The organism is Salmonella enterica subsp. enterica serovar Typhimurium str. LT2 (genome assembly GCF_000006945.2).
In the GTDB taxonomy this organism is placed as follows: Bacteria; Pseudomonadota; Gammaproteobacteria; order Enterobacterales; family Enterobacteriaceae; genus Salmonella; species Salmonella enterica.
In genome coordinates, this window is record NC_003197.2 from 1,220,640 (window position 1) to 1,246,388 (window position 25,749).

The 25,749-nt window shown below is 49.4% G+C and carries 28 protein-coding genes, 1 tRNA gene and 28 other annotated features; of the genes, 17 read left to right on the plus strand and 12 right to left on the minus strand.

Features of this window, described 5'->3' with window-relative positions:
• Nucleotides 1-3: 3 nt before the first annotated feature.
• Nucleotides 4-9: a ribosome-binding site (putative RBS for STM1131; RegulonDB:STMS1H001402), on the plus strand.
• The 3 genes from STM1131 (at nucleotide 4) to STM1133 (ending at nucleotide 3,388) form a co-directional block, all read left to right on the plus strand.
• Nucleotides 4-708, plus strand: a protein-coding gene (locus tag STM1131; protein ID NP_460103.1) for a putative outer membrane protein. Within the gene, nucleotides 16-708 belong to an annotated coding region; the region does not span the whole gene. Its footprint overlaps the feature before it by 6 nt.
• 270 nt (nucleotides 709-978) lie before the next feature.
• Nucleotides 979-984: a ribosome-binding site (putative RBS for STM1132; RegulonDB:STMS1H001403), on the plus strand.
• Nucleotides 979-2,271, plus strand: a protein-coding gene (locus tag STM1132; protein ID NP_460104.1) for a putative sugar transport protein. Within the gene, nucleotides 991-2,271 belong to an annotated coding region; the region does not span the whole gene. It overlaps the preceding feature by 6 nt.
• 2 nt (nucleotides 2,272-2,273) lie before the next feature.
• Nucleotides 2,274-2,279: a ribosome-binding site (putative RBS for STM1133; RegulonDB:STMS1H001404), on the plus strand.
• The gene (locus STM1133) for a putative dehydrogenases and related proteins (protein NP_460105.1) occupies nucleotides 2,274-3,388 on the plus strand. Within the gene, nucleotides 2,282-3,388 belong to an annotated coding region; the region does not span the whole gene. (Overlaps the previous feature by 6 nt.)
• A 704-nt stretch (nucleotides 3,389-4,092) precedes the next feature.
• Here STM1133 and serX read toward each other — a convergent pair.
• Nucleotides 4,093-4,177: transfer RNA gene (gene serX / locus STM1134), tRNA-Ser, on the minus strand.
• A gap of 227 nt (nucleotides 4,178-4,404) precedes the next feature.
• Nucleotides 4,405-4,410: a ribosome-binding site (putative RBS for ycdW; RegulonDB:STMS1H001406), on the plus strand.
• On the opposite strand from serX, the gene ycdW reads away from it, so the two are divergent.
• The 4 genes from ycdW (at nucleotide 4,405) to ycdZ (ending at nucleotide 7,336) form a co-directional block, all read left to right on the plus strand.
• The gene (gene ycdW / locus STM1135) for a putative oxidoreductase (RefSeq protein NP_460106.1) occupies nucleotides 4,405-5,354 on the plus strand. Within the gene, nucleotides 4,416-5,354 belong to an annotated coding region; the region does not span the whole gene. (Overlaps the previous feature by 6 nt.)
• Nucleotides 5,355-5,425: 71 nt before the next feature.
• Nucleotides 5,426-5,431: a ribosome-binding site (putative RBS for ycdX; RegulonDB:STMS1H001407), on the plus strand.
• Nucleotides 5,426-6,175, plus strand: a protein-coding gene (gene ycdX, locus STM1136) for a putative Histidinol phosphatase (protein NP_460107.1). Within the gene, nucleotides 5,438-6,175 belong to an annotated coding region; the region does not span the whole gene. (Overlaps the previous feature by 6 nt.)
• 9 nt (nucleotides 6,176-6,184) lie before the next feature.
• Nucleotides 6,185-6,190, plus strand: a ribosome-binding site (putative RBS for ycdY; RegulonDB:STMS1H001408).
• Nucleotides 6,185-6,753, plus strand: a protein-coding gene (gene ycdY / locus STM1137; RefSeq protein ID NP_460108.1) for a putative oxidoreductase component. Within the gene, nucleotides 6,199-6,753 belong to an annotated coding region; the region does not span the whole gene. (Overlaps the previous feature by 6 nt.)
• A gap of 52 nt (nucleotides 6,754-6,805) precedes the next feature.
• Nucleotides 6,806-7,336 carry a putative inner membrane protein gene (gene ycdZ / locus STM1138; protein NP_460109.1) on the plus strand — a complete coding sequence of 177 codons (531 nt, stop codon included), beginning with the start codon at nucleotides 6,806-6,808 and terminating at the stop codon, nucleotides 7,334-7,336.
• A gap of 38 nt (nucleotides 7,337-7,374) precedes the next feature.
• Here ycdZ and csgG read toward each other — a convergent pair.
• From csgG to csgD, 4 genes are all read right to left on the minus strand, one after another.
• Nucleotides 7,375-8,221, minus strand: a protein-coding gene (gene csgG, locus STM1139) for a putative transcriptional regulator in curly assembly/transport, 2nd curli operon (protein NP_460110.1). Within the gene, nucleotides 7,375-8,208 belong to an annotated coding region; the region does not span the whole gene.
• Nucleotides 8,216-8,221 (minus strand) — a ribosome-binding site (putative RBS for csgG; RegulonDB:STMS1H001409). It overlaps the preceding gene by 6 nt.
• 13 nt (nucleotides 8,222-8,234) lie before the next feature.
• The gene (gene csgF / locus STM1140) for a curli production assembly/transport component, 2nd curli operon (protein NP_460111.1) occupies nucleotides 8,235-8,663 on the minus strand. Within the gene, nucleotides 8,235-8,651 belong to an annotated coding region; the region does not span the whole gene.
• Nucleotides 8,658-8,663 (minus strand) — a ribosome-binding site (putative RBS for csgF; RegulonDB:STMS1H001410). Its footprint overlaps the gene before it by 6 nt.
• Before the next feature lie 14 nt (nucleotides 8,664-8,677).
• The gene (csgE, locus tag STM1141) for a curli production assembly/transport component, 2nd curli operon (protein NP_460112.1) occupies nucleotides 8,678-9,087 on the minus strand. Within the gene, nucleotides 8,678-9,073 belong to an annotated coding region; the region does not span the whole gene.
• The gene (gene csgD, locus STM1142; RefSeq protein ID NP_460113.1) for a putative transcriptional regulator occupies nucleotides 9,078-9,741 on the minus strand. Within the gene, nucleotides 9,078-9,728 belong to an annotated coding region; the region does not span the whole gene. Before csgD ends, csgE begins: the two co-directional genes overlap by 10 nt.
• Nucleotides 9,082-9,087: a ribosome-binding site (putative RBS for csgE; RegulonDB:STMS1H001411), on the minus strand. Its footprint overlaps the gene before it by 6 nt.
• Nucleotides 9,736-9,741: a ribosome-binding site (putative RBS for csgD; RegulonDB:STMS1H001412), on the minus strand. It lies within the gene csgD.
• Before the next feature lie 619 nt (nucleotides 9,742-10,360).
• Nucleotides 10,361-10,369 (plus strand) — a -35 signal (putative -35_signal for csgB; RegulonDB:STMLTH004473).
• Between csgD and csgB the strand changes: the two genes are divergently transcribed.
• From csgB to ymdC, 6 genes are all read left to right on the plus strand, one after another.
• Nucleotides 10,361-10,938 (plus strand): minor curlin subunit precursor gene (csgB, locus tag STM1143; protein ID NP_460114.1). Within the gene, nucleotides 10,483-10,938 belong to an annotated coding region; the region does not span the whole gene. (Overlaps the previous feature by 9 nt.)
• Nucleotides 10,385-10,393, plus strand: a -10 signal (putative -10_signal for csgB; RegulonDB:STMLTH004473). Its footprint overlaps the gene before it by 9 nt.
• Nucleotides 10,471-10,476, plus strand: a ribosome-binding site (putative RBS for csgB; RegulonDB:STMS1H001413).
• A 27-nt stretch (nucleotides 10,939-10,965) precedes the next feature.
• Nucleotides 10,966-10,971 (plus strand) — a ribosome-binding site (putative RBS for csgA; RegulonDB:STMS1H001414).
• The gene (csgA, locus tag STM1144) for a curlin major subunit (protein ID NP_460115.1) occupies nucleotides 10,966-11,435 on the plus strand. Within the gene, nucleotides 10,980-11,435 belong to an annotated coding region; the region does not span the whole gene. Its footprint overlaps the feature before it by 6 nt.
• Before the next feature lie 52 nt (nucleotides 11,436-11,487).
• Nucleotides 11,488-11,493: a ribosome-binding site (putative RBS for csgC; RegulonDB:STMS1H001415), on the plus strand.
• The gene (gene csgC / locus STM1145) for a putative curli production protein (RefSeq protein ID NP_460116.1) occupies nucleotides 11,488-11,823 on the plus strand. Within the gene, nucleotides 11,497-11,823 belong to an annotated coding region; the region does not span the whole gene. (Overlaps the previous feature by 6 nt.)
• 119 nt (nucleotides 11,824-11,942) lie before the next feature.
• Nucleotides 11,943-11,948 (plus strand) — a ribosome-binding site (putative RBS for ymdA; RegulonDB:STMS1H001416).
• Nucleotides 11,943-12,274 (plus strand): putative periplasmic protein gene (ymdA, locus tag STM1146; protein NP_460117.1). Within the gene, nucleotides 11,954-12,274 belong to an annotated coding region; the region does not span the whole gene. (Overlaps the previous feature by 6 nt.)
• A 74-nt stretch (nucleotides 12,275-12,348) precedes the next feature.
• Nucleotides 12,349-12,354: a ribosome-binding site (putative RBS for STM1147; RegulonDB:STMS1H001417), on the plus strand.
• Nucleotides 12,349-12,902 (plus strand): putative ACR protein gene (locus STM1147; RefSeq protein NP_460118.1). Within the gene, nucleotides 12,363-12,902 belong to an annotated coding region; the region does not span the whole gene. (Overlaps the previous feature by 6 nt.)
• Nucleotides 12,841-14,325 carry a putative phospholipase gene (gene ymdC / locus STM1148; RefSeq protein NP_460119.3) on the plus strand — a complete coding sequence of 495 codons (1,485 nt, stop codon included), beginning with the start codon at nucleotides 12,841-12,843 and terminating at the stop codon, nucleotides 14,323-14,325. The genes STM1147 and ymdC overlap by 62 nt, the downstream gene beginning before the upstream one ends.
• Before the next feature lie 16 nt (nucleotides 14,326-14,341).
• On the opposite strand, the gene mdoC is transcribed toward ymdC, so the two are convergent.
• Nucleotides 14,342-15,514 (minus strand): membrane protein gene (gene mdoC / locus STM1149; protein NP_460120.1). Within the gene, nucleotides 14,342-15,496 belong to an annotated coding region; the region does not span the whole gene.
• Nucleotides 15,509-15,514: a ribosome-binding site (putative RBS for mdoC; RegulonDB:STMS1H001418), on the minus strand. Its footprint overlaps the gene before it by 6 nt.
• 157 nt (nucleotides 15,515-15,671) lie before the next feature.
• Nucleotides 15,672-15,680, plus strand: a -35 signal (putative -35_signal for mdoG; RegulonDB:STMLTH004474).
• Here mdoC and mdoG point away from each other — a divergent pair.
• From mdoG to yceK, 3 genes are all read left to right on the plus strand, one after another.
• Nucleotides 15,672-17,303, plus strand: a protein-coding gene (mdoG, locus tag STM1150) for a periplasmic glucans biosynthesis protein (RefSeq protein ID NP_460121.1). Within the gene, nucleotides 15,768-17,303 belong to an annotated coding region; the region does not span the whole gene. Its footprint overlaps the feature before it by 9 nt.
• Nucleotides 15,696-15,704 (plus strand) — a -10 signal (putative -10_signal for mdoG; RegulonDB:STMLTH004474). Its footprint overlaps the gene before it by 9 nt.
• Entirely contained in the window at nucleotides 17,296-19,839 is a 2,544-nt protein-coding gene (gene mdoH, locus STM1151) for a membrane glycosyltransferase (protein ID NP_460122.1), read from the plus strand. Before mdoG ends, mdoH begins: the two co-directional genes overlap by 8 nt.
• 63 nt (nucleotides 19,840-19,902) lie before the next feature.
• Nucleotides 19,903-19,908 (plus strand) — a ribosome-binding site (putative RBS for yceK; RegulonDB:STMS1H001419).
• The gene (yceK, locus tag STM1152) for a putative outer membrane lipoprotein (RefSeq protein ID NP_460123.1) occupies nucleotides 19,903-20,140 on the plus strand. Within the gene, nucleotides 19,913-20,140 belong to an annotated coding region; the region does not span the whole gene. It overlaps the preceding feature by 6 nt.
• Here the strand turns inward: yceK and msyB are convergent.
• The 3 genes from msyB to htrB all read right to left on the minus strand — a co-directional run bounded on the left by msyB (nucleotide 20,141) and on the right by htrB (nucleotide 22,896).
• Nucleotides 20,141-20,528, minus strand: a protein-coding gene (msyB, locus tag STM1153; RefSeq protein ID NP_460124.1) for an acidic protein suppresses mutants lacking function of protein export. Within the gene, nucleotides 20,141-20,515 belong to an annotated coding region; the region does not span the whole gene.
• Nucleotides 20,523-20,528 (minus strand) — a ribosome-binding site (putative RBS for msyB; RegulonDB:STMS1H001420). Its footprint overlaps the gene before it by 6 nt.
• Nucleotides 20,529-20,596: 68 nt before the next feature.
• Nucleotides 20,597-21,821, minus strand: a protein-coding gene (gene yceE, locus STM1154; RefSeq protein ID NP_460125.1) for a putative MFS family transport protein. Within the gene, nucleotides 20,597-21,811 belong to an annotated coding region; the region does not span the whole gene.
• Nucleotides 21,816-21,821, minus strand: a ribosome-binding site (putative RBS for yceE; RegulonDB:STMS1H001421). Its footprint overlaps the gene before it by 6 nt.
• 144 nt (nucleotides 21,822-21,965) lie before the next feature.
• Nucleotides 21,966-22,896, minus strand: a protein-coding gene (htrB, locus tag STM1155) for a lauroyl/myristoyl acyltransferase involved in lipid A biosynthesis (protein NP_460126.1). Within the gene, nucleotides 21,966-22,886 belong to an annotated coding region; the region does not span the whole gene.
• Nucleotides 22,891-22,896: a ribosome-binding site (putative RBS for htrB; RegulonDB:STMS1H001422), on the minus strand. It overlaps the preceding gene by 6 nt.
• A 194-nt stretch (nucleotides 22,897-23,090) precedes the next feature.
• Nucleotides 23,091-23,096, plus strand: a ribosome-binding site (putative RBS for yceA; RegulonDB:STMS1H001423).
• Between htrB and yceA the strand changes: the two genes are divergently transcribed.
• The gene (gene yceA / locus STM1156) for a putative enzyme related to sulfur transferases (RefSeq protein NP_460127.1) occupies nucleotides 23,091-24,158 on the plus strand. Within the gene, nucleotides 23,106-24,158 belong to an annotated coding region; the region does not span the whole gene. Its footprint overlaps the feature before it by 6 nt.
• A 51-nt stretch (nucleotides 24,159-24,209) precedes the next feature.
• On the opposite strand, the gene yceI is transcribed toward yceA, so the two are convergent.
• From yceI to yceO, 3 genes are all read right to left on the minus strand, one after another.
• Nucleotides 24,210-24,798, minus strand: a protein-coding gene (gene yceI, locus STM1157; RefSeq protein NP_460128.1) for a putative secreted protein. Within the gene, nucleotides 24,210-24,785 belong to an annotated coding region; the region does not span the whole gene.
• Nucleotides 24,782-25,365, minus strand: a protein-coding gene (locus STM1158) for a putative inner membrane protein (protein NP_460129.1). Within the gene, nucleotides 24,782-25,354 belong to an annotated coding region; the region does not span the whole gene. The genes yceI and STM1158 overlap by 17 nt, the downstream gene beginning before the upstream one ends.
• Nucleotides 24,793-24,798, minus strand: a ribosome-binding site (putative RBS for yceI; RegulonDB:STMS1H001424). It overlaps the preceding gene by 6 nt.
• Nucleotides 25,360-25,365: a ribosome-binding site (putative RBS for STM1158; RegulonDB:STMS1H001425), on the minus strand. Its footprint lies within the gene STM1158.
• A gap of 251 nt (nucleotides 25,366-25,616) precedes the next feature.
• Nucleotides 25,617-25,740, minus strand: a protein-coding gene (yceO, locus tag STM1159; protein NP_460130.1) for a putative inner membrane protein. Within the gene, nucleotides 25,617-25,730 belong to an annotated coding region; the region does not span the whole gene.
• Nucleotides 25,735-25,740, minus strand: a ribosome-binding site (putative RBS for yceO; RegulonDB:STMS1H001426). It overlaps the preceding gene by 6 nt.
• Nucleotides 25,741-25,749: the final 9 nt, after the last annotated feature.

Sequence of the window (25,749 nt, forward strand, 5' to 3'; positions counted from 1 at the left end):
TGAGCGGAGTATTTTATGAAAATCAACAAATATCTTCTGGGTATGGTTTCGTTTATAGCATTTTCATCATATCTACAAGCGGCAACCCTTGATTATCGGCATGAATATGCTGATAGAACCAGAATTAATAAAGACCGTATTGCTATAATTGAAAAGCTTCCTAACGGCATTGGTTTTTATGTCGATGCCAGCGTTAAATCGGGAGGAGTAGATGGTGAGCAGGATAAGCATTTAAGCGATCTCGTCGCAAACGCTATAGAACTGGGCGTAAGTTATAATTATAAAGTTACGGACAATTTTGTTTTGCAGCCTGGATTTATATTTGAAAGCGGTCCAGACACTTCAATTTATAAGCCTTATTTAAGGGGGCAATATAATTTTGATTCTGGTGTTTATATGGCTGGTCGTTACCGTTATGACTATGCAAGGAAGACAGCTAACTATAGTGATGATGAGAAAACGAATAGATTTGATACTTATATAGGTTATGTTTTTGATGAGTTGAAATTAGAATATAACTTTACCTGGATGGATAGCGATCAAATTAAATTTGATAACAAAAAAACAAACTATGAACATAATGTGGCTTTAGCCTGGAAACTGAATAAGTCATTTACACCATACGTTGAGGTCGGAAATGTAGCGGTGAGAAATAATACCGATGAGAGACAGACCCGTTATCGCGTTGGATTACAATACCACTTTTGAGAAAGGTTAAAGAGTTACTGTACTAATCTTTGCTTAGTATTCATATCGATAATCTTATAGCCCGTAGCTACGTTACAGAACGTTAGACTTTGTCTTGAGTATTCACGTCCTTAACGTAGCTACGAACAAGGATGATAAACAATGAATATACGCCTTACATAGCTACGATCTCAGGCGGTTGTCGGAAAGTGCCGATTGATAGTGTCTTATTCGGCAATTGATATGACTTAAAAATTAATTCCGTAAGCATTTCAGACGGTAACAGCAAATAAGGGTTTTATTGTGATAGCAAAATTCTTCCCGTGGTATAGCGAGATAACTCGTCCACAAAAAAATGCTTTATTTTCAGCATGGCTGGGTTACGTTTTTGACGGCTTCGACTTTATGCTGATTTTCTACATTATGTATCTGATCAAGGCTGACTTAGGATTGACAGATATGGAGGGCGCATTCCTTGCCACAGCGGCCTTTATTGGGCGACCATTTGGCGGGGCGCTATTTGGTCTGCTGGCAGACAAATTTGGCCGTAAGCCGTTGATGATGTGGTCGATAGTTGCCTATTCTGTAGGTACAGGGTTAAGTGGCCTGGCTTCCGGTGTAATTATGCTGACGCTTAGTCGCTTCATTGTCGGTATGGGGATGGCGGGGGAGTATGCTTGCGCTTCTACTTATGCCGTGGAAAGTTGGCCAAAGCATTTAAAATCTAAAGCGAGCGCATTTCTGGTTTCAGGTTTCGGTATTGGTAACATCATAGCAGCCTATTTTATGCCGTCATTTGCCGAAGCGTATGGTTGGCGTGCTGCTTTTTTTGTCGGTTTGCTACCCGTTCTTTTAGTAATCTACATCCGGGCCAGGGCTCCTGAATCTAAAGAGTGGGAAGAAGCTAAACTCAGTGGTCCCGGAAAGCATTCACAAAGTGCCTGGTCAGTTTTCTCTTTGTCAATGAAAGGGCTATTTAATCGAGCTCAATTTCCACTGACATTATGTGTATTTATTGTTCTGTTCTCTATTTTCGGCGCAAACTGGCCGATCTTTGGTCTACTGCCTACATATTTGACGGGAGAGGGCTTTGATACGGGCGTGGTCTCTAATTTAATGACGGCGGCGGCATTCGGCACTGTATTGGGAAATATCGTTTGGGGTCTGTGCGCAGATAGAATTGGTTTGAAGAAAACGTTCAGCATTGGTCTTCTCATGTCCTTTTTATTCATTTTCCCGTTATTCAGAATTCCGCAAGATAATTATTTACTGCTGGGCGCATGTTTATTCGGTTTAATGGCGACTAACGTAGGTGTTGGCGGGTTGGTTCCCAAATTTCTCTACGACTACTTTCCTCTTGAGGTTCGTGGTTTGGGTACCGGGCTGATTTATAATCTTGCTGCGACATCAGGCACATTCAATTCAATGGCGGCGACCTGGCTTGGAATAACAATGGGGCTAGGCGCTGCGCTAACGTTCATTGTTGCTTTCTGGACCGCAACAATTCTACTCATTATTGGCCTATCCATTCCGGATAGACTAAAAGCACGTCGTGAAAGTTTTCAATCAACAAAAGAATTTTAATAGAGGATAAATGATGACGAAATACGGTGTTGTAGGTACAGGTTATTTTGGCGCTGAACTGGCGCGATTTATGTCTAAGGTTGAAGGGGCGAAAATCACTGCGATTTACGATCCGGTAAATGCGGCTCCGATAGCGAAAGAGTTGAACTGTGTCGCCACTGCAACGATGGAGGCGCTTTGTTCCCATCCTGATGTGGATTGCGTAATTATTGCTTCACCAAATTACTTACATAAAGCGCCAGTCATTGCGGCGGCTAAAGCGGGTAAACACGTGTTTTGTGAAAAACCTATCGCCTTAAATTACCAGGATTGTAAGGATATGGTTGATGCCTGCAAAGAAGCTGGTGTTACCTTTATGGCGGGTCACGTTATGAACTTTTTTCACGGGGTTCGCCACGCTAAAGCGCTCATCAAAGCTGGTGAAATTGGTGAAGTTACACAAGTTCACACTAAACGTAATGGTTTTGAAGACGTGCAGGATGAGATCTCATGGAAGAAGATTCGCGCAAAGTCAGGTGGGCATCTGTATCATCACATTCACGAGCTAGATTGTACACTGTTCATCATGGATGAAACCCCATCCCTGGTTTCAATGGCGGCGGGGAATGTTGCGCACAAAGGTGAAAAATTTGGTGATGAAGATGATGTTGTCCTAATCACCCTTGAGTTTGAAAGCGGTCGTTTCGCGACACTTCAGTGGGGATCATCGTTCCACTACCCTGAGCACTATGTATTAATTGAGGGCACGACAGGTGCAATTCTCATTGATATGCAAAACACGGCTGGTTATCTAATAAAAGCGGGCAAAAAAACACACTTTCTTGTGCATGAAAGCCAGGCGGAGGATGATGATCGTCGCAACGGTAACATATCCAGCGAGATGGATGGCGCAATCGCTTATGGTAAACCCGGTAAACGTACGCCGATGTGGCTCTCATCAATTATGAAACTGGAGATGCAGTACTTGCATGATGTGATAAACGGTCTGGAGCCAGGCGAGGAGTTTGCTAAATTGCTAACGGGAGAAGCGGCGACAAATGCCATTGCTACCGCTGATGCTGCGACGCTTTCCTCAAACGAGGGGCGCAAAGTAAAACTCACTGAAATTCTTGGCTAAAATTGAAAGCCGGATGGTGGTGTTATTGGCCGGTGGCGCTGCGCTTATGTAGACCGGATAAGGCGCCCGTGAACTGTGCCGCCATCCGGCAATGGACGGGGCACATATAAGCAAAAAGCCCGTACTTCTGTACAGGCTCTCAACTTAAATATGGCGGTGAGGGGGGGATTGACTCGCTGCGCTCGCCCTTCGGGCAGTCTCCTCGCAAGCTCGTCGTCTGTCCAACTGGCTGCGCCAGTTGTCGAACCCCGGTCGGTGGTTCTCATCCCCCCTTGGTTTGGGGGATACATATAAGCAAAAAGCCCTTACTTCTGTACAGGCTCTCAACTTGAATATGGCGGTGAGGGGGGGATTGACTCGCTGCGCTCGCCCTTCGGGCAGTCTCCTCGCAAGCTCGTCGTCTGTCCAACTGGCTGCGCCAGTTGTCGAACCCCGGTCGGTGGTTCTCATCCCCCCTTGGTTTGGGGGATACATATAAGCAAAAAGCCCTTACTTCTGTACAGGCTCTCAACTTGAATATGGCGGTGAGGGGGGGATTGACTCGCTGCGCTCGCCCTTCGGGCAGTCTCCTCGCAAGCTCGTCGTCTGTCCAACTGGCTGCGCCAGTTGTCGAACCCCGGTCGGTGGTTCTCATCCCCCCTTAGTTTGGGGGATACATATAAGCAAAAAGCCCGTACTTCTGTACAGGCTCTCAACTTAAATATGGCGGTGAGGGGGGGATTCGAACCCCCGATACGTTGCCGTATACACACTTTCCAGGCGTGCTCCTTCAGCCACTCGGACACCTCACCAAATTGTCGCTCCAGCATTACTGGAACGGGCGCTAATGTAGGGAAATATCCATTCTACGTCAATCAACTTTTTTCAAAAAAAAGCGCGTTTATACAAACTTCCACCAATCTGTGGTTTTAATAAGCGAAAACTGCTTTTTTTGCCCGCGCCGGGAAATTTGCTATGCTGCACATCCCGTTGAAAACGCTGATAACAGGCGCAATCACATTCCGCACAATACTGCTCAGGAGATAACATGGAGATAATTTTTTATCACCCGACATTTAACGCCGCCTGGTGGGTAAATGCGCTGGAGAAGGCTCTCCCACATGCGCGCGTTCGTGAATGGAAGGTCGGTGATAACAACCCCGCAGACTATGCGCTTGTATGGCAGCCCCCGGTTGAAATGCTGGCCGGAAGACGCTTAAAAGCCGTCTTTGTGCTGGGCGCGGGGGTGGATGCAATTCTGAGTAAATTAAATGCGCATCCGGAAATGCTGGACGCCTCCATTCCTCTATTCCGTCTGGAAGATACCGGAATGGGCCTGCAAATGCAGGAGTATGCCGTCAGCCAGGTATTACACTGGTTCCGTCGTTTCGATGATTATCAGGCGCTGAAAAATCAGGCGCTATGGAAACCGTTGCCGGAATATACCCGCGAAGAGTTTAGCGTCGGTATCATGGGCGCAGGGGTACTGGGCGCAAAAGTGGCAGAAAGTCTACAGGCGTGGGGGTTCCCGTTACGTTGCTGGAGTCGTAGCCGCAAATCCTGGCCTGGCGTGGAAAGTTATGTAGGGCGTGAAGAGCTGCGCGCTTTCCTGAACCAGACGCGGGTGCTGATTAATCTGCTGCCGAATACGGCCCAAACGGTAGGAATTATTAATAGCGAATTGTTGGATCAATTGCCGGATGGCGCTTACGTGCTGAATCTCGCGCGCGGCGTTCATGTTCAGGAGGCGGATCTGCTGGCTGCGCTTGATAGCGGTAAGCTAAAAGGCGCGATGTTGGATGTCTTTAGCCAGGAACCGTTACCGCAGGAAAGTCCATTATGGCGCCATCCGCGAGTCGCCATGACGCCGCACATTGCGGCAGTCACCCGTCCGGCGGAAGCCATCGATTATATTAGCCGCACCATTACCCAGCTGGAGAAGGGAGAGCCGGTGACGGGGCAGGTGGATCGGGCGAGAGGATATTGATACAACCCGGCGCGGGCCGGGTTTCGCTAAAAAACGCTGGCGATACCTGCTATCCTTGTCGGAAATGACTACAGGAGAGAGCAATGTATCCCGTTGACCTGCATATGCATACCGTCGCCAGCACTCATGCCTACAGTACTCTGAGCGATTATATCGCGGAAGCCAAACGCAAAGGCATTAAACTTTTTGCGATTACCGATCATGGTCCGGACATGGAAGATGCGCCGCATCACTGGCATTTTATTAACATGCGCATCTGGCCGCGTCTGGTTGACGGCGTGGGGATACTGCGTGGCATTGAGGCGAATATCAAGAATATTAACGGTGAAATTGATTGTTCCGGAAAGATGTTCGACTCGCTGGATCTGATTATCGCAGGCTTTCATGAGCCCGTTTTTGCGCCGCATGATAAAGAAACCAATACTCAGGCGATGATCGCGACCATCGCCAGCGGCAAGGTGCATATAATTAGTCACCCCGGAAATCCAAAGTATCCAGTGGAGGTTAAAGCCATCGCGCAGGCGGCGGCGAAACACCATGTAGCGCTGGAAATCAACAACTCTTCTTTTCTGCATTCGCGTAAAGGAAGCGAAGATAATTGCCGCGCGGTCGCTGCCGCCGTACGCGATGCGGGAGGCTGGGTAGCGTTAGGCTCTGATTCCCATACGGCCTTTACGCTTGGCGATTTCACCGAATGCCGGAAAATTCTGGATGCGGTGAATTTTCCGGAAGATCGAATCCTGAACGTCTCGCCGCAGCGCTTACTGGCCTTTCTCGAATCACGCGGTATGGCGCCTGTACCGGAATTTGCCGAACTTTAATCGTTATTTACGGGAAGATATCAATGAATGAGTTTTCAATCCTGTGCCGTGTGCTGGGATCGTTGTTTTACCGCCAACCGCAAGATCCTTTACTGGTTCCGCTGTTTACGTTAATCCGTGAAGGTAAACTGGCGGCAAACTGGCCGCTGGAGCAGGATGACATGCTGGCGCGTTTACAGAAAAGCTGCGATATCACGCAGATTTCCACTGATTACAATGCGTTATTTGTTGGGGAAGAGTGCGCGGTAGCGCCATACCGCAGTGCGTGGGTCGAAGGCGCGGAAGAGTCTGAGGTGCGCGCTTTTTTAACGTCGCGAGGGATGCCGCTGGCCGATACGCCTGCCGATCACATTGGCACTTTATTGCTCGCGGCCTCCTGGCTGGAAGATCAGTCTGCCGAAGATGAAAGTGAAGCGCTGGAAACCTTATTTGCCGATTATCTGCTTCCCTGGTGCAATACCTTCCTCGGTAAAGTTGAAGCCCATGCCGTTACGCCATTCTGGCGCACTCTGGCGCCGCTAACGCGTGATGCGATAGGGGCCATGTGGGATGAACTTCAGGAAGAAGATGAAGAATAATGTGATGTAAATCACCCTTAACTGCAACGGGTTTTACATCATTGCATAAAATGTGTGCGTGATCTCATTAATGTGCCGCTTTTCTGTTATGATGCGCGCCATGAACATACTTCTTTCTATTGCTATCACGACGGGCATCCTTTCTGGAATATGGGGATGGGGGGCTGTCTCCCTGGGGTTACTAAGCTGGGCCGGTTTTTTAGGCTGTACGGCTTATTTCGCCTGTCCGCAGGGCGGCTTTAAGGGATTGTTGATTTCCGCCTGTACGCTGTTAAGCGGTATGGTGTGGGCGCTGGTCATTATTCACGGTAGCGCGTTGGCGCCGCATCTGGAAATTGTCAGTTACGTGTTGACGGGGATCGTGGCATTCCTGATGTGTATCCAGGCAAAGCAGCTATTGCTTTCTTTTGTTCCGGGAACATTTATCGGCGCCTGCGCGACATTTGCAGGGCAGGGTGACTGGCGGTTGGTATTACCGTCGCTGGCGCTGGGGCTAATCTTTGGCTATGCCATGAAAAATAGTGGGCTATGGCTGGCATCACGCCGCGAGCAACATTCAGCGAATACGGCGGTCACAAAATAAAAAAGCGTGGGGTTCTTCCCCACGCTTTGTCGTATTCATCAGGATTCTGGCGGTACTGACAGCTCACGGTATTTCACCAGAATATCATTTTGCCTGTCCGCTTTATTCTGCAAATCCCACAGTCCGCGATCGATACCATCATTAATGAGGAAGATAACGCCGGTTTCAATGGCTGACATCAGACACAGCATCACCGGTTCGTTCGAGGTATAGCCGATTTCGCCTTCCAGTAAGCGCTGGTAATCAATAAAACGGAACACGCCTGCCTGTACTTCATAGGAAAGGATCGTTTTACTGGTGTTCACCGAGGAAAGGATCTCGCCCGTACTGACGTTAACCACGCGCAGGTTGACAGCAATCTGATCCAGCTGATACTGCGTATCGGCGCCAATACCGAAATATCTTGCGCCGACCCCGCCGGATTTGACGTTACTTTCATAACCAATAATAGAACCTTCCACCATAATATTTGCCGCCGTCAGCGACTGAAGCGGGATACGGTTATTCATCGCCACGGTGCCGTTTTCCTGGGCTGCGCGAATAATTTTCCGTTCATTCAAAAGATTCTGTAAGCCTTGTCGTTCCAGCGGGATAAACCAGCGCGAATCTTTCAGCGCAGTGACCAACATAGCGGTGGCGCTCTGCGGCACAGCCGTAGAAAAGTTACTTGCCGGGTAAGGTTTAAATTGGCCCGTTTCATCCTGAATGTTATATACCGAAACAAAGATCTTACCGGTGGGAGCAGGTAAGTGCGTCAAATCTTTGTAACTTTGTGCGCGGGGCATTAATGTCGGTTTCGCAGCTTGTTTCGGCGGGGCAGTTAAGCATCCGCTCAACAATAAAACGGCAACCAAAATAAGTAAGCGCGGCATGATTTATATCCTTTAGTGACTGTAGCTTAAAAATCGGTTGACTGAGTTTGTAAACCTGACACTTCGATGGTCGAGGTTCTTCCCGTTTTTCTGTCCGTGACGTTGAGCTGGAGCTGTCCGTCGCGATTAGCGATATCGATAATAAAATCGTTGGTCACCATACGTCCTGGTTTCCCGGTATTAATATTGGTCAACAAGCCGCCCAGAATTTGCGATTGAATAGCCTGCGTAAAGTTATCCAACGCTGAGGGGGTTTCGATACCAAAATCGTTATCATAAGCGGGGTCTTTATATGAATTTTGCGCCTGGGCGCTATTCAATAAAAAGGAACCGTTATTGGGGTTTCCACCAAAGTTAGGATTACGGAACTGGAACGTCATATTTCCAGCCCAGGTTAATGGCGAAAAAAGCATGAGCAGCACTACTGCATGTTTAACACGCATGACAGCCTCCGGATAAAAATCATGTTTTAGAATTCATCACGCGCTAAATCACTCGTACTTAATAGCGTTTGATCTATTTGTCGGCGATTTAATGCTTCCTCTGTTTGCGCTAATGCGAAGACGACGGTTTTCTCGAAGTCTCTTTTCATTGGAAATAAAAAGGTCTGGAAAATAACGTCCTGATTTACCGTTATGGTGATCCAGCTTCCCCAACGCGCACTGGGTCTTTCATTAATGGTCAGATTGCCGGTGTATTCGCTTTCCCATTTGTCGCTGAATGCACGATAGAATTCATGTCCTATCGAAGAGACGGTATGGTCGGTTAACAATCCGGGAACCTCGACTTCAACTTCATTGGCATGCAGGTTTCCGGTAGCGAACAGTAACTCTGCTGCTACAATCCAGGTCAGATAGCGTTTCATGGCCTTACCGCCTGAGATTATCGTTTGCCCATGAAACTGCCTGGGTGCGATTTTTGACAGCTATCTTTTTGAAAAGATTATAAAGATGTGTCTTAACCGTATTCTCGCTGATAAATAGCGACCTCGCGATTTCATTATTAGAGGCACCAATACGTAACTTATTGAGGATCTCTTTTTCGCGATGAGTGAGTAATGCGGACTCGGTGCTGTTGTAGCGGTAATTTCCTGAGTGCGTAATCAGGTAACTGGCTAATTTTTGTGAAAAATAGCATTCGCCACGCAGAATACCCTGTAATCCGCTGACCACGTGTTCCTGGTCTTCAGTAGCGTAAAACACGCCGTTAATATGAGGCCAGTTTTCAATTTCACGGTAGGGATAATCGTCAGGGGTATTTAACAATAATGTTTTTATATTATTGTTTTTGCGGCTTAAATTATCCTGCCAATAGTGGATAAGCTTCTTATCCGCTTCCATCATATCCATTAAAACAATGCAACCGGCCGAGATATCTTCCAGAGAACGTTGAATATTATGCAGTTTTCCGGTTATGGCCAGCGATTGCTTTAAATGTTGCAATAATGCCGTAGCTTGCAGAGATGGCTTTGTGATCAACAATAGTGTGTGACCATGACTACTATGGACTTCATTAAACATGATGAAACTCCACTTTTTTTAATCGCACATCTGACAGCTGCCCCCATAAAATAAAGGCACCAGAAGTACTGACAGATGTTGCACTGCTGTGGGTTGAAATAGCCCATTATCCAGAAAGAGAAAAATATTTACGAAAATACTTTTAACTGTTTTCAATCTAGCCATTACAAATCTTAAAGCAAGTGTTAAACTTGTAACCAAATGTAAAAATATATATTAAAATGTTGTTTTTGGGTTTTTTTGAAGTTTAGATTTGATAGTAAAGTTGTACATTTCGCTGTTATTGCATAGATTTAAAAAATCATACAAATTATAATAATTCATTGATTTTTAATCATTTTAATTATTATATGTTATGTTTTGATTTTATTTTTTCTTAAAATTTGAGACGTGGCATTAACCTGGACAGCACAAAGACAAAAAAAACGAAGTGTGTCACGTCTTGTGCGTATTGCCCCACATGGGAAGCATAAGAACATCCCCATGGCGGCATAACACACACCAACACTTCATTTTTTAGGTGCGCGATACACTATCTTCTGTGGCCAAAAATCAATTATAAAAAATCACATGGCTATCGTTTTATTAGCACTTTGGTATGAGCTTAAATAACAAAATACCACGCGTGGGTGAGTTATTAAAAATGTTTCCACGGACATACTCTTCATCGTAACGACGCGTTAACAAAAAACGCATGTCGCTAACAAGGTAATAGATAATTTTCGCTATGTACGACCAGGTCCAGGGTGACAGCATGAAAAACAAATTGTTATTTATGATGTTGACAATACTGGGTGCGCCTGGGATTGCAACCGCGACAAATTATGATCTGGCTCGTTCAGAGTATAATTTTGCGGTAAATGAATTAAGCAAGTCTTCATTTAATCAGGCGGCCATTATTGGTCAAGTCGGCACGGATAATAGTGCCAGAGTACGCCAGGAAGGATCAAAACTATTGTCCGTTATTTCACAAGAAGGAGGAAATAATCGGGCGAAAGTCGACCAGGCAGGGAATTATAACTTTGCGTATATTGAGCAAACGGGCAATGCCAACGATGCCAGTATATCGCAAAGCGCTTACGGTAATAGTGCGGCTATTATCCAGAAAGGTTCTGGAAATAAGGCCAATATTACCCAGTACGGTACGCAGAAAACAGCAGTTGTAGTGCAGAAACAGTCGCATATGGCTATTCGCGTCACCCAACGCTAATACCGTTACGACTTTTAAATCAATCCGATGGGGGTTTTACCATGAAACTTTTAAAAGTGGCAGCATTCGCAGCAATCGTAGTTTCTGGCAGTGCTCTGGCTGGCGTCGTTCCACAATGGGGCGGCGGCGGTAATCATAACGGCGGCGGCAATAGTTCCGGCCCGGATTCCACGTTGAGCATTTATCAGTACGGTTCCGCTAACGCTGCGCTTGCTCTGCAAAGCGATGCCCGTAAATCTGAAACGACCATTACCCAGAGCGGTTATGGTAACGGCGCCGATGTAGGCCAGGGTGCGGATAACAGTACTATTGAACTGACTCAGAATGGTTTCAGAAACAATGCCACCATCGACCAGTGGAACGCTAAAAACTCCGATATTACTGTCGGTCAATACGGCGGTAATAACGCCGCGCTGGTTAATCAGACCGCATCTGATTCCAGCGTAATGGTGCGTCAGGTTGGTTTTGGCAACAACGCCACGGCTAACCAGTATTAATTTAGCGTCTGCGCTAATAAAAAAACAGGGCATAAGCCCTGTTTTTTTTCGGGAGGAAATTATGCATACTTTATTGCTCCTTGCCGCACTTTCAAATCAGATTACGTTTACCACGACTCAGCAAGGCGATATTTACACGGTGATCCCTCAGGTCACATTAAACGAACCCTGCGTCTGTCAGGTGCAAATTCTCTCTGTGCGCGACGGCGTCGGGGGACAAAGCCATACACAGCAAAAACAAACGCTATCTTTACCTGCTAATCAACCGATTGAGTTGTCTCGTCTTAGTGTAAATATATCTTCAGAGGACTCGGTTAAAATTATTGTTACTGTTTCGGACGGACAATCACTGCATTTATCACAACAATGGCCGCCTTCTGCACAGTAGTTTTTGATGGTGGCGGAAATGGATTGGCTGACCTGGGTATAAAGAGGCGATAAAAGCGTCTCATCGTCTCGGCATGTCGCTATAAGGTAACGCCGAACCCTCGAGGATGACTAATCATTGAGGAGTTAACATGTCCGTAATCAAGAAAAATATCCCTGCCATAGGCCTGTGTATCTGCGCTTTTTTTATCCATTCTGCGGTAGGGCAACAAACGGTACAGGGCGGCGTTATCCATTTTCGCGGCGCGATTGTTGAGCCACTGTGCGATATTTCTACTCACGCCGAAAATATTGATTTAACCTGCCTACGCGAAGGTAAAAAGCAAATGCACCGGATTGACCTTCGGCAGGCATCTGGATTACCGCAGGATATTCAGTCCATTGCGACGGTACGGCTGCATTATCTCGATGCGCAAAAAAGCCTGGCGGTGATGAATATTGAGTACCGTTAACGGCGGTGTCATAGATATAAAAAGAGCGACTCTGTTGAAAGCCCTGCTGTACACTTTGCAGATAAGGTGAGACAAAGGGGGGGGGGTTATGACATCACGTCTTCAGGTCATACAGGGTGATATCACTCAACTTAGCGTCGATGCGATTGTGAATGCCGCTAACGCATCATTAATGGGCGGCGGTGGCGTAGACGGCGCGATTCATCGCGCGGCGGGGCCGGCATTGCTGGACGCCTGTAAACTCATCCGTCAGCAACAGGGCGAATGTCAGACGGGACATGCGGTTATCACGCCTGCTGGCAAGCTTTCGGCAAAGGCGGTTATTCACACAGTGGGGCCCGTCTGGCGAGGCGGCGAACACCAGGAAGCTGAGCTACTCGAAGAGGCATACCGGAATTGTTTGCTGCTTGCCGAGGCGAATCACTTTCGTTCCATCGCTTTTCCGGCAATCAGTACCGGCGTTTATGGCTATCCACGCGCCCAGGCCGCTGAAGTCGCCGTCAGGACGGTTTCAGATTTTATTACCCGTTACGCTCTGCCTGAACAGGTATACTTTGTCTGTTATGATGAAGAAACTGCCCGGCTTTACGCAAGATTACTTACTCAGCAAGGCGACGACCCTGCCTGATAAAACACGCCTGGAGCGTGCCGTTGAACCGCTATGCGCGCGCCATCCCGGAGAGTGCGGCATTCTCGCGCTGGATAACAGTCTGGACGCTTTTGCCGCCCGCTACCGCCTGACCGAAATGGCGGCGCGGACGCTGGATGTGCAGTATTATATTTGGGAAGACGATATGTCCGGGCGGCTGCTCTTTTCGGTACTGCTGTCGGCGGCGAAGCGCGGCGTTCATGTTCGTCTGCTGCTGGATGATAACAATACGCCTGGTCTGGATGATACGTTGCGCTTGCTGGATAGCCATCCTAATATCGAAGTTCGTCTGTTTAATCCTTTCTCTTTTCGTACGCTACGCGCGCTGGGATATTTGACGGATTTTGCGCGGCTGAATCGGCGGATGCACAATAAAAGTTACACTGCCGACGGCGTAGTGACGCTGGTCGGTGGGCGCAACATCGGCGATGCCTATTTCGGCGCTGGCGAGGAGCCGCTATTTTCCGATCTGGACGTGATGGCCATTGGCCCGGTGGTCAATGATGTCGCCAATGATTTTGAACGTTACTGGCGCTGTAGTTCAGTGTCGACATTGCAGCAAGTATTATCCCTTTCTGAGCAGGAACTGACGCAGCGTATCGAACTTCCCGAATCCTGGTATAACGATGAGATCACCCGCCGTTATCTGCATAAGCTGGAAACCAGCCAGTTTATGGCGGATCTCGATCGCGGAACGTTGCCGCTGATTTGGGCAAAAACACGCTTGCTTAGCGATGACCCTTCTAAAGGCGAGGGGAAGGCGCAGCGCCATTCGCTTCTTCCGCAGCGATTATTTGACGTGATGGGGTCGCCGACGGAGCGTATCGACATTATTTCCGCTTACTTTGTCCCTACGCGCGCAGGCGTGGCGCAGTTGCTTAATCTGGTCAGGAAAGGCGTGAAGATCGCCATCTTAACTAACTCTCTGGCGGCCAACGATGTGGCGGTCGTTCACGCAGGGTACGCGCGCTGGCGCAAGAAATTACTGCGCTATGGCGTGGAGCTCTACGAACTGAAACCGACCCGCGAACATGAAACCGCCGTACATGATCGCGGACTCACCGGGAACTCAGGTTCCAGCTTACATGCTAAAACGTTCAGTATTGATGGTAGTAAGGTGTTTATCGGGTCGCTTAATTTTGATCCCCGTTCAACGCTTTTAAATACCGAAATGGGCTTTGTCATTGAAAGTGAAACGCTGGCGACGCTTATCCATAAGCGTTTTACACAGAGCCAACGCGATGCGGCCTGGCAACTGCGGCTGGATCGCTGGGGACGAATTAACTGGATCGATCGTCAGCAAGAAGAGGAAAAGGTGTTAAAGAAAGAACCCGCTACGCGTTTCTGGCAACGAGTTCTGGTACGGTTGGCGGCAATTTTACCTGTGGAATGGTTGCTGTGAACCCACGCGCGGAAAACTACCCGATCGTGGCGCGACTTTCTCGTTTTACCGGCGGTTTACCTGAAAAGAGAAATTTCAGGAGCGGGATGCGTAAATGAATTTCATACAGAATTAACGCAATACCCATAACAAATATCAGCCCGCACAAGAACCCGATCAGGTTGGAGGAGATATGCGGCGTAATATACGCGCCAAAGAAAAGCGTTAAGGGATGATGCACCAGATAGATAAACAGCGAAGCATTCACGAAATAGGTGACACGCGCGGACTGAAAGTTTAACAAGCGATGCCCCAGTGAAAATACCACGTTCACCATCCATAGCCCCATTACCATCGTAATCACGGATTCGGTTTCGTACATCCAGGCGTCGCCGCTCCCATAACGTTGATTCAGCAGATACGCGATAAAAGCAACGGCAGCGCCTAAAGTGCATCCGCGTGAGGGCGTGGTGAAGCGCGCTTTCAGATCGGGGTGAATGAAGGCCAACGCGCCGAGAATAAAAAACGGCACATAAAATAGCGTTTGCATCACAATAAAATTGAACATGCCGTCACTGAGGATTGCCGGATATACGATGAATATAATGCGCCTGATAGCAGCGTAAGCCACCCCCAGCAGGAAAAAAATAAGCGAAAGTTTGGCCAGCGAAATAGCGGCGGGACGAGGCTTGCTTGTTTCCTGCCTTTTTTGGAACCAGGTAAAAATCCCGATGCTGACGGTGGTTAATATCACCAGCACCAGTAAAAACCACAGATGTGAAATGAGTTCCCACGCTAACGTATTATATTTTTCATAGGCAGAGAGTGTAGGCCAGTTCTCTGTTTTCTCTTTGACATATTGCAACAGGATAAATTGCGGCAAGGTAAGCAAAGGGATTGCGGTAAGCATGGGAATACCCACACGTTCTACCCGTACTTTCCACCAGTGTTTTAATGGATAACGTAAAAATAACATGTACGAAAAATAACCAGAAATAACAAAAAACACCTGCATACGAAAAGCGTGGATAAAATCGTTAAACAGGGTTAGCCACCACGATGGCGCGGCGCTATTGACATGCCAACTGTGAGTGGAATAGATCAACGAGATATGAAAGGGAATCCCTAACAACATCAGCCATGCGCGGATAGAGTCAAGAAAATATTCACGCGGCGCGGGTACAGAGCTCATATAAGGTCACGTATTCTCAGATTTTTCACCTTATCCATAAGGCGAATTATAGTTACATTCGGTAGCAACCCTACACCAACTCCGACAACCTGTCTCCAGGATAAGCACGCAAAGTGAAAACAGGCGCGGGAGGTGCTTAATCCATGAGCCAGCGCGCTGAACAAAGCCTGGATTCAGTTGTCGTAATGCCTGATTATCCATTAAAATGGATCGGATCGATATAAGCACACAAAGGGGGAAGTGCTTACTTATTATGAAACATAAACGACAAATGATGAAAATGCGTTGGTTGGGCGCAGCTATTATGTTAACGCTCTACGCATCATCGAGCTGGGCGTTCAGCATTGATGACGTGGCAAAACAAGCTCAATCTTTAGCCGGGAAAGGCTATGAGGCGCCTAAAAGCAACTTGCCCTCCGTTTTCCGCGACATGAAATATGCGGATTATCAGCAGATCCAGTTTAACAGCGATAAAGCCTACTGGAACAACTTAAAGACCCCTTTTAAGCTCGAATTTTACCATCAGGGGATGTACTTCGATACGCCGGTCAAGATTAACGAAGTGACGGCGACGACGGTCAAAAGAATCAAATACAGCCCGGATTACTTCAATTTTGGCAATGTTCAGCACGATAAAGACACGGTAAAAGATTTAGGCTTCGCCGGGTTCAAAGTCCTGTACCCCATTAACAGTAAAGATAAGAACGACGAAATCGTCAGTATGCTTGGCGCCAGCTATTTCCGCGTTATCGGCGCAGGCCAGGTATATGGCTTATCTGCGCGCGGCCTGGCGATTGATACCGCCTTACCATCTGGTGAAGAGTTTCCCCGCTTTCGCGAGTTCTGGATTGAGCGTCCAAAACCCACCGATAAGCGTTTGACCGTCTATGCATTACTCGATTCTCCGCGCGCGACCGGCGCTTACCGTTTTGTGATCATTCCTGGCCGCGATACCGTGGTGGACGTGCAGTCAAAAGTCTATCTGCGCGATAAAGTGGGCAAGCTGGGCGTTGCGCCATTAACCAGTATGTTCCTGTTTGGGCCAAACCAGCCGTCGCCGACGACCAACTATCGTCCGGAACTGCATGACTCGAACGGCTTATCCATTCATGCGGGTAATGGCGAGTGGATTTGGCGTCCGCTGAACAATCCAAAACACCTCGCTGTGAGCAGCTATGCAATGGAAAACCCTCAGGGATTCGGCCTGTTGCAGCGTGGTCGCGAGTTCTCGCGCTTTGAAGATTTAGACGATCGCTACGACCTGCGTCCAAGCGCCTGGATTACCCCGAAAGGCGACTGGGGCAAAGGTAAGGTTGAACTGGTTGAAATTCCGACCAATGATGAAACCAACGATAACATCGTCGCTTACTGGACTCCGGATCAACTGCCGGAACCGGGTAAAGAGATGAACTTCAAGTACACTCTGACCTTCAGCCGCGATGAAGATAAACTTCATGCGCCGGATAATGCCTGGGTGCTGCAAACACGCCGCTCAACGGGCGACGTTAAACAGTCAAATCTGATTCGCCAGCCCGACGGCACTATTGCCTTTGTGGTGGATTTCGTTGGCGCCGACATGAAAAAACTGCCGCCGGATACGCCCGTCGCTGCGCAAACCAGCATTGGCGATAACGGTGAAATCGTTGACAGTAATGTACGCTATAACCCAGTCACTAAAGGCTGGCGTTTAATGCTGCGCGTGAAAGTCAAAGACGCGAAGAAAACCACGGAAATGCGTGCCGCATTGGTGAATGCCGATCAGACGCTAAGTGAAACCTGGAGCTACCAGTTACCTGCCAATGAATAAAACAACTGAGTATATTGACGCATTGCTGCTTTCTGAACGTGAGAAAGCGGCATTGCCGAAAACTGACATCCGCGCCGTGCATCAGGCGCTGGATGCCGAGCATCGGACTTACTCGCGAGAAGACGATTCACCGCAGGGTTCCGTAAAAGCCCGCCTTGAACACGCCTGGCCGGATTCATTGGCGAAGGGGCAGTTAATTAAAGATGATGAAGGGCGCGATCAGTTGCAGGCTATGCCAAAAGCGACGCGCTCTTCGATGTTTCCCGATCCCTGGCGAACCAACCCGGTTGGCCGTTTCTGGGATCGTCTGCGTGGGCGGGATGTAACGCCGCGCTATGTTTCTCGTCTGACAAAAGAAGAGCAGGCGAGCGAGCAAAAATGGCGTACCGTCGGCACTATACGCCGCTATATTTTGTTAATTTTGACTCTGGCGCAAACCGTCGTCGCGACCTGGTATATGAAGACCATTCTGCCTTATCAGGGATGGGCGCTCATCAATCCTATGGATATGGTGGGGCAGGATATTTGGGTCTCCTTTATGCAGCTCCTGCCCTACATGCTGCAAACCGGTATCCTGATTTTGTTTGCCGTGCTGTTCTGCTGGGTGTCAGCCGGATTCTGGACGGCGCTGATGGGCTTCCTGCAACTGCTTATCGGGCGCGATAAGTACAGCATCTCCGCGTCTACGGTTGGCGATGAGCCCCTCAATCCGGAACACCGGACGGCGCTGATCATGCCTATCTGTAATGAAGACGTTAGTCGCGTTTTCGCCGGTCTGCGCGCGACCTGGGAGTCCGTTAAAGCCACAGGCAACGCCGCGCATTTCGACGTCTATATCCTTAGCGACAGTTATAACCCGGATATCTGCGTGGCGGAGCAAAAGGCGTGGATGGAGCTTATCGCGGAAGTGCAGGGCGAAGGCCAAATTTTTTACCGTCGCCGCCGCCGCCGTATGAAACGCAAAAGCGGCAATATTGACGATTTTTGCCGCCGCTGGGGCAATCAGTACAGCTATATGGTGGTGCTGGACGCGGACTCAGTGATGAGCGGCGAGTGTCTGAGCGGCTTGGTGCGCCTGATGGAAGCGAATCCAAACGCCGGGATTATCCAGTCTTCGCCGAAAGCGTCGGGGATGGATACTCTGTATGCCCGCTGCCAACAGTTCGCGACCCGCGTCTATGGGCCGCTGTTTACCGCCGGGCTGCACTTCTGGCAGTTGGGGGAGTCGCACTACTGGGGGCACAATGCCATTATCCGCGTGAAGCCGTTTATCGAGCACTGCGCTCTGGCGCCGCTGCCGGGAGAAGGTTCGTTCGCCGGATCGATTCTTTCCCACGACTTTGTGGAGGCGGCGCTAATGCGTCGGGCAGGGTGGGGCGTCTGGATTGCCTACGATCTCCCCGGCTCCTATGAAGAGCTGCCGCCAAACCTGCTGGATGAGCTTAAACGCGACCGCCGCTGGTGTCACGGCAACCTGATGAACTTTCGTCTGTTCCTGGTGAAAGGAATGCACCCGGTGCATCGCGCCGTGTTCCTGACGGGGGTAATGTCATATCTGTCCGCGCCGTTATGGTTTATGTTCCTCGCGCTTTCTACCGCGCTGCAGGTCGTTCATGCGTTAACAGAGCCGCAATATTTCCTTCAGCCGCGCCAGCTTTTTCCGGTCTGGCCGCAGTGGCGTCCGGAACTGGCAATCGCGCTGTTTGCATCAACGATGGTGCTGCTGTTCCTGCCGAAGCTGCTCAGTATTATGCTGATCTGGTGTAAAGGCACCAAAGAGTATGGCGGTTTCTGGCGCGTTACGCTGTCGCTGTTGCTGGAAGTGCTGTTCTCCGTATTGCTGGCGCCGGTGCGTATGCTGTTTCATACCGTGTTTGTGGTCAGCGCGTTTCTCGGCTGGGAAGTGGTCTGGAACTCACCGCAACGCGACGATGATTCTACGCCGTGGGGAGAAGCCTTTATGCGTCACGGCTCTCAACTGCTGCTGGGGCTGGTCTGGGCGGTGGGTATGGCGTGGCTGGATTTACGCTTTCTGTTCTGGCTGGCGCCGATTGTCTTTTCGCTGATTCTGTCGCCATTTGTTTCGGTGATCTCCAGTCGTTCAACGGTAGGATTACGCACCAAACGCTGGAAGCTGTTCCTGATCCCGGAAGAGTATTCGCCGCCTCAGGTGTTGGTCGATACCGATAAATATCTGGAGATGAATCGCCGCCGTATTCTGGACGATGGCTTTATGCATGCGGTATTTAACCCGTCGCTTAATGCGCTGGCGACCGCGATGGCCACTGCGCGTCACCGCGCCAGTAAGGTACTGGAAATAGCCCGCGATCGTCATGTGGAGCAGGCGCTAAACGAAACGCCGGAGAAACTGAACCGCGATCGGCGTCTGGTTTTGCTCAGCGATCCGGTGACGATGGCGCGTTTACACTATCGGGTCTGGAATGCGCCAGAGAGATACTCTTCCTGGGTAAACCATTATCAGTCTCTCGTCCTGAATCCGCAGGCGTTGCAGGGACGAACATCGTCAGCGAGATAAGGTCTTCAGGTCTGGAGTGAGGTGAAAAATACCGGCGTGATGCCGGTATTTTTATAGTGAAATGAGGTATCAGGTGCGTATATTCGCGGTGAGCATAATGGTGATTACCCTGAGCGGCTGCGGCAGTATTATCAGCAGAACGATCCCCGGACAAGGACACGGCAACCAGTATTACCCTGGCGTGCAGTGGGATATGCGTGATTCCGCATGGCGCTATATCACTATCCTCGATCTGCCCTTCTCACTGATCTTCGATACACTGCTACTGCCGCTCGATATTCACCACGGGCCTTATGAGTAATTAACGCTCATCCCATTCGTCTGCCGCAGTACGGCCTTCCTCGGTATCAAGCGGGGGTTCAAGCTGGAATTCCCCTTCATCCCATTCATGCAAAGTATTCTCTTCCTGCCACTCCTGGCGGATCTCTATCTCATCATAATCGCCGTCAAACACGCTCTGCGCGGCTTCACCACTCAGCATCGGCAGACATTCGCCATCTTCACCTTCATCGGCGAAAAATTCGACCTGCCACATGATGTCCCCATCCTGCAGTACATATTTCTGAACGTTGAACTGCTGCACATTCGCTTCGTCTTGTTCGAGGCCTGGATGGTCAGCCAGAAATTCTTCCCGGGCTGCATCGATAGCTTCTTCCAGCGTGGCATACATGGTCATCAGTGTCTCCCTTTGATTTGATGAGGTATTTAGGGAAAGAATAGCTGATTCTGTAATATTGCAAGTATGAAAGCGCAAAAATTATTCTATTGCCAGTCTGCGCCGTCGTAAGCTGTTCCATGAATAGATAGCATTGAACAACACCACGCCTGCCGTGACGCAGAATACGGCGCGGAAGCCATAGCTCGCGGAAATTGCGGCGCCCATGAGAGGGCCGGTGACGTTGCCGATATCGCGGAAAGATTGGTTGTAACTGAATATGCGCCCGGCTATCTGGTTGGTAGAGTTGTAAACCAGCAGAGTTTGAACGGCTGGCAGCAGCGCGCCATCCGCCGCGCCAAGCAGAAACCGCAATAGCGCGAGCTGCCACGGCGTTTGCACAAAAGACATTGGAATCAGCAGCAGTACGGAAATAATCAGCGCGACGATAAGAATCTTTTCCGGGCCAATTCTGTCGCCAAGCTTGCCGAGCCGGGGGGCGCTAAGTAATGCCGCCACGCCGGGAACGGACGCTATCATCCCGCTAATGAACGCAATATTACTGACATCTCCCGCCAGTTCGCGCACATAGAGCGTCAGGATGGGCGCAATAGACCCCGTCGCCACCTGAATAATCAGCGTGGTGACAAACAGGCTTAATACCAGGCGGGGATTTTTTAACGAGGCGACCACTTCCCGAACGTGAAGCATCTCTTTTTTGCTCACCGGCAGGAAATTCTCGCGAATGAAAAAGAAGGTGAGCAGAAAACAGATAAACAAAACGCTGGCGGTAATAAAAAAGACCGGACGAAGGCCGTAATGGTCGGCGAGCAGACCGCCCGCAAGTGGGCCAAGCAGAGCGCCGCTGACGCCGCCAGTAGAGAGCGTCCCTAACGCCCAGCCGCTTTTGTGGCGCGGCACCTGAGTGGCGATGAGCGCATTGGCGTTGGGAATAAATCCGCCCAGCAGGCCTAATAACGCGCGGAGGATCAGAAATTGCCAGATATTTTGCGCCATGCCCATTAACAGCATCACAATGGCCATGCCGAGAGCGGAACGCAACAGCATGATCTTACGCCCTTTACGATCCGCCAGACCGCCCCAAAAAGGGGACGCGATAGCTGAAAAGAGGAACGTAATACTAAAGACCAGCCCGGACCACATGTTGAGCGCGCTATGGCCTGTTACGCCGAGTTGCTCAACGTAGAGAGGGAGAAAAGGCATGACCAGGCTGAATGCCGCGCCGGTTAAAAAACAGCCCAGCCAGGTAACGGTTAGATTGCGTTTCCAGTTTATGGGGACATCAGAGGGTGACATAGCGTTCCACAGTATGATGCGCGGTTTGCGCTATCATCAATTTAATTATGAGCGTACTAATTATAATTATGCGCCGACCTTACCAGCCTCGCAATGTGGGGAGCTTTTAAAGCTAAAAGAGGGGAAAAATTGCAGCCTGACGGCTGCAATCCTGTCAATAGCGCGACGGTACGCCTTCAGGGCGAGTTTTAAAGCGGCGATGCAGCCACATATACTGCTCTGGCGCCATCATAATGCACTGCTCAACAATCTTATTCATCCATGCGGCAGTCGCTTCTGCGCTCTCCAGCGGAGGCGAATATTCCGCAGGAAGAATGATCAGTTCGTAGCCTTTCCCATCGGGTTTACGGCGAGGCACGAAGGGGATAATACAGGCTTTAGACATGCGCGCGAGCATCCAGGTACCGGAGGTCGTGGCAGCCTGGTCGACAGCGAATAATGGTACAAAAACGCTGGCGCGCGGGCCATAATCGTGATCCGGCGCATACCAGATCAATTCGCCGCTTTTCAATGCCTTAACCATGCCTTTCAGATCTTTGCGATCCAACATTGATTTATTGGAGCGTAAGCGTCCCCAGGTCTGTAACCAGTCGAGCAACGGATTATCATTCGGGCGATAAACTCCGATACCCGGGTTATGCATACCAAACATGCGGGCGCCAAACTCAAGGGTAAGGAAATGTATTCCTACCAGAATGAACCCCAGTCCCTGCGCCTTAACTTCACGGATATGCTCCAGACCGCTCGCTTCCATCCAGCGGTTCACTCGCCGATCGGGCCAGAACCAGGCCATGCCGGTTTCCATCACGCCCATACCGACGGATTCAAAGTTTTTGACCACCATGGTGTGGCGTTCCTGCGCGCTCATTTCCGGAAAGCATAATTCAAGGTTGCGATAGGCGATTTTTGCGCGGCGTTTCATTACGCGTCGCGCCAGGTGGCCCAATGCGCAACCCAATTTATAGATGACCGGGTAGGGGAGTTGCACGACCAACCAAAGCGCGCCTATACCCAACCAGGTTAACCAATAGCGCGGGTGCAGTAAGGCCACGGAGAACTTAGGCAACTTCGTCATTTCTATCCTGTCTTTCAACGAACAATTCCCCGTATTCTCGCATCTTTTTGCGTTGAGCAAAAATATGTAGCAGGAGAGTGGCGATTAAATCGACAATTGTTGTTAATTATTTAGTGTAAAGCAGGAAATGTAGCGCAAAATGTGTGGATGTAAATTGGCGAGACTTGCCTTATCATGCCTGCCCACTTTATTTTTTGCTGATTGCAGGATACGTACACCATGCCAGTGTTACACAACCGCATCTCTAATGACGAGCTGAAAGCCAAAATGCTGGCGGAAAGCGAGCCGCGTACGACAATTTCTTTTTATAAATATTTCACTATCGCCTCTCCGCAACAGACGCGGGACGCGTTGTATCAGGTGTTTACGGCGTTGGACGTTTTTGGTCGCGTTTACCTGGCGCATGAAGGCATCAATGCGCAAATCAGCGTGCCGCAAAGCAAGCTCGAGACGTTTCGTCAACAGCTTTATACGTTCGACCCCGCGCTGGACGGGGTGCGTTTAAATATCGCGCTGGAGGATGACGGAAAGTCATTTTGGGTGCTGCGTATGAAAGTTCGCGACCGTATCGTTGCTGACGGTATTGACGATCCGACTTTTGACGCCAGTAATGTCGGCGATTATCTGAAGGCGGCAGATGTGAATGCGATGCTGGACGATCCTGACGCGGTCTTTATTGATATGCGCAACCACTATGAGTATGAAGTCGGCCATTTCGAAAATGCTCTGGAAATCCCGGCGGATACGTTTCGTGAACAGTTGCCAAAAGCGGTTGAAATGCTGCGGGAACATGCAGATAAAAAGATAGTGATGTACTGTACCGGCGGTATTCGTTGTGAGAAAGCCAGCGCCTGGATGAAACACAACGGTTTCAATAAAGTCTGGCATATTGAGGGTGGCATCATTGAGTACGCCCGTCGCGCGCGCGCGCAGGGGCTTCCCGTTCGCTTTATCGGCAAAAACTTTGTATTTGATGAGCGAATGGGCGAACGAATCTCGGATGAGGTTATCGCGCATTGCCATCAGTGCGGCGCGTCCTGCGATAGCCATACCAACTGCAAAAATGACGGTTGCCATCTGCTGTTTATCCAGTGTCCGCAGTGCGCCAGTAAATTTAACGGCTGCTGTAGTGAACAATGCTGTGAAGAGTTGGCCTTGCCGGAGGAAGAACAGCGCCGACGTCGCGCGGGTCGCGAGAACGGCAACAAAATTTTTAATAAATCGCGTGGTCGGCTTAATAGCAAACTGAGCATTCCCGATCCGGCTGAGTAATATTTTGCCGGATAGCGGCGTAAAGGCCGCTATCCGGCATTTCGCCAGGCGTTACTTCTGCTGAACGCCTTCTACTGAGATGATAAGCTCAACCTCTTGTGAGGCCGGGCCGAGATCGGTAGTTATATTGAAATCCTTCAGCTTAATTTTTCCTTCGGCCTCAAAGCCCGCGCGCTTACCGCCCCACGGATCGTCGCCCTGGCCCATCAGCTTCGCTTCCAGCGTCACCGGTTTAGTCACGCCATTGAGCGTCAGATTGCCGGTAATATCCAGTTCATCGCCCTCTTTTTTCACGCTGGTAGAGGTGAAGGTTGCCTGCGGGAATTTCGCAACATTAAGAAATTCCGCGCTACGCAGGTGTTTGTCACGTTCGGCATGGTTAGTGTCGACGCTATTGGTGTTAATGGTCACGTTCACTTTGTCTGCCGACGGATTTTTTTCGTCAAAAGTGAACGTGCCGTCGAAATCTTTAAAGGTGCCGTATAGCCAGCTGTAGCCCAGATGCTGAATGCGGAAATTGACGAACGCATGTTGGCCTTCTTTATCAATTTTATACTCCGCCGCCACGGCGGAACCGGTCGTGAATAACAAGGATGCGAGGGTGAATCCCAGCAGGTTTTTTTTCATTTTTGAGCTCCATAGTCAGATGACGACATTCCTGTCATACGTTTCAGAGTGTCGTCTTTATCGATGAAATGGTGTTTTAGCGCCATAACCCCATGCGAGAGCGAGATAATGACCAGCGACCAGGCAAACCACAGATGCAGTGTTCCGGCGATGTCAGCCTGCGCGCCCGCGTCCGTAAGCGTGGCCGGAATCTCAAACCAGCCAAAGACGCTAATCGGTTTACCGTCGGCGGTGGAAATCAGGTAGCCGCTAATGATTATCGCAAAGAGCAGGAGATAAAGGAGGAGATGACCTGCGGCGGCGCCAATGCGCGTTAAACGGGAATAGCTGGTCAACGCAACGGGCGGCGGCGAATAAAGCCGCCAGATAATACGCACGATCAGCGCCATCATCAGTAATATGCCAATACTTTTATGTATTTCCGGCGCCTGGTGATACCAGCCGTCGTAATAACTGAGCGTGACCATCCATAAGCCCAACGCAAACATGCCATAGACCACCAGGGCGGTCAGCCAGTGGAGCGCGGCGGAAACCACGCCATAACGCTGTGGAGTATTTTTAAATTGCATAAACACACCAATGAATATTTCACGAGAGAATGAAAATGGCGTGGAAAAGCGCCGAATGCAACTTATAAATAAGAATTTGAATGATATTTATTTTTATTTCAATAATTTTGATGTTGTTTGCGGTTCAGCTTCAGAAGTTTCGAGATATTTCCCCCTGATAACCGCGCAACGGCAAGAACTGGCATTATTGCCGTGCTTCAACGTTATGAAATAAAAAGTGAGGAATTTTCAGGAAGTGTCAGTTAACGTCAATGAAAAGCAATCAGAAGAAAAGGAGATAAACAATATCCATCACCGCCAGCAGCGACCAAAGAATAACGTAAAGCATGAAATGTTCGCGAATATTATTCATCAGAAAATGAAAGAGACGACGCATAGCTTACCTTAATAAACAG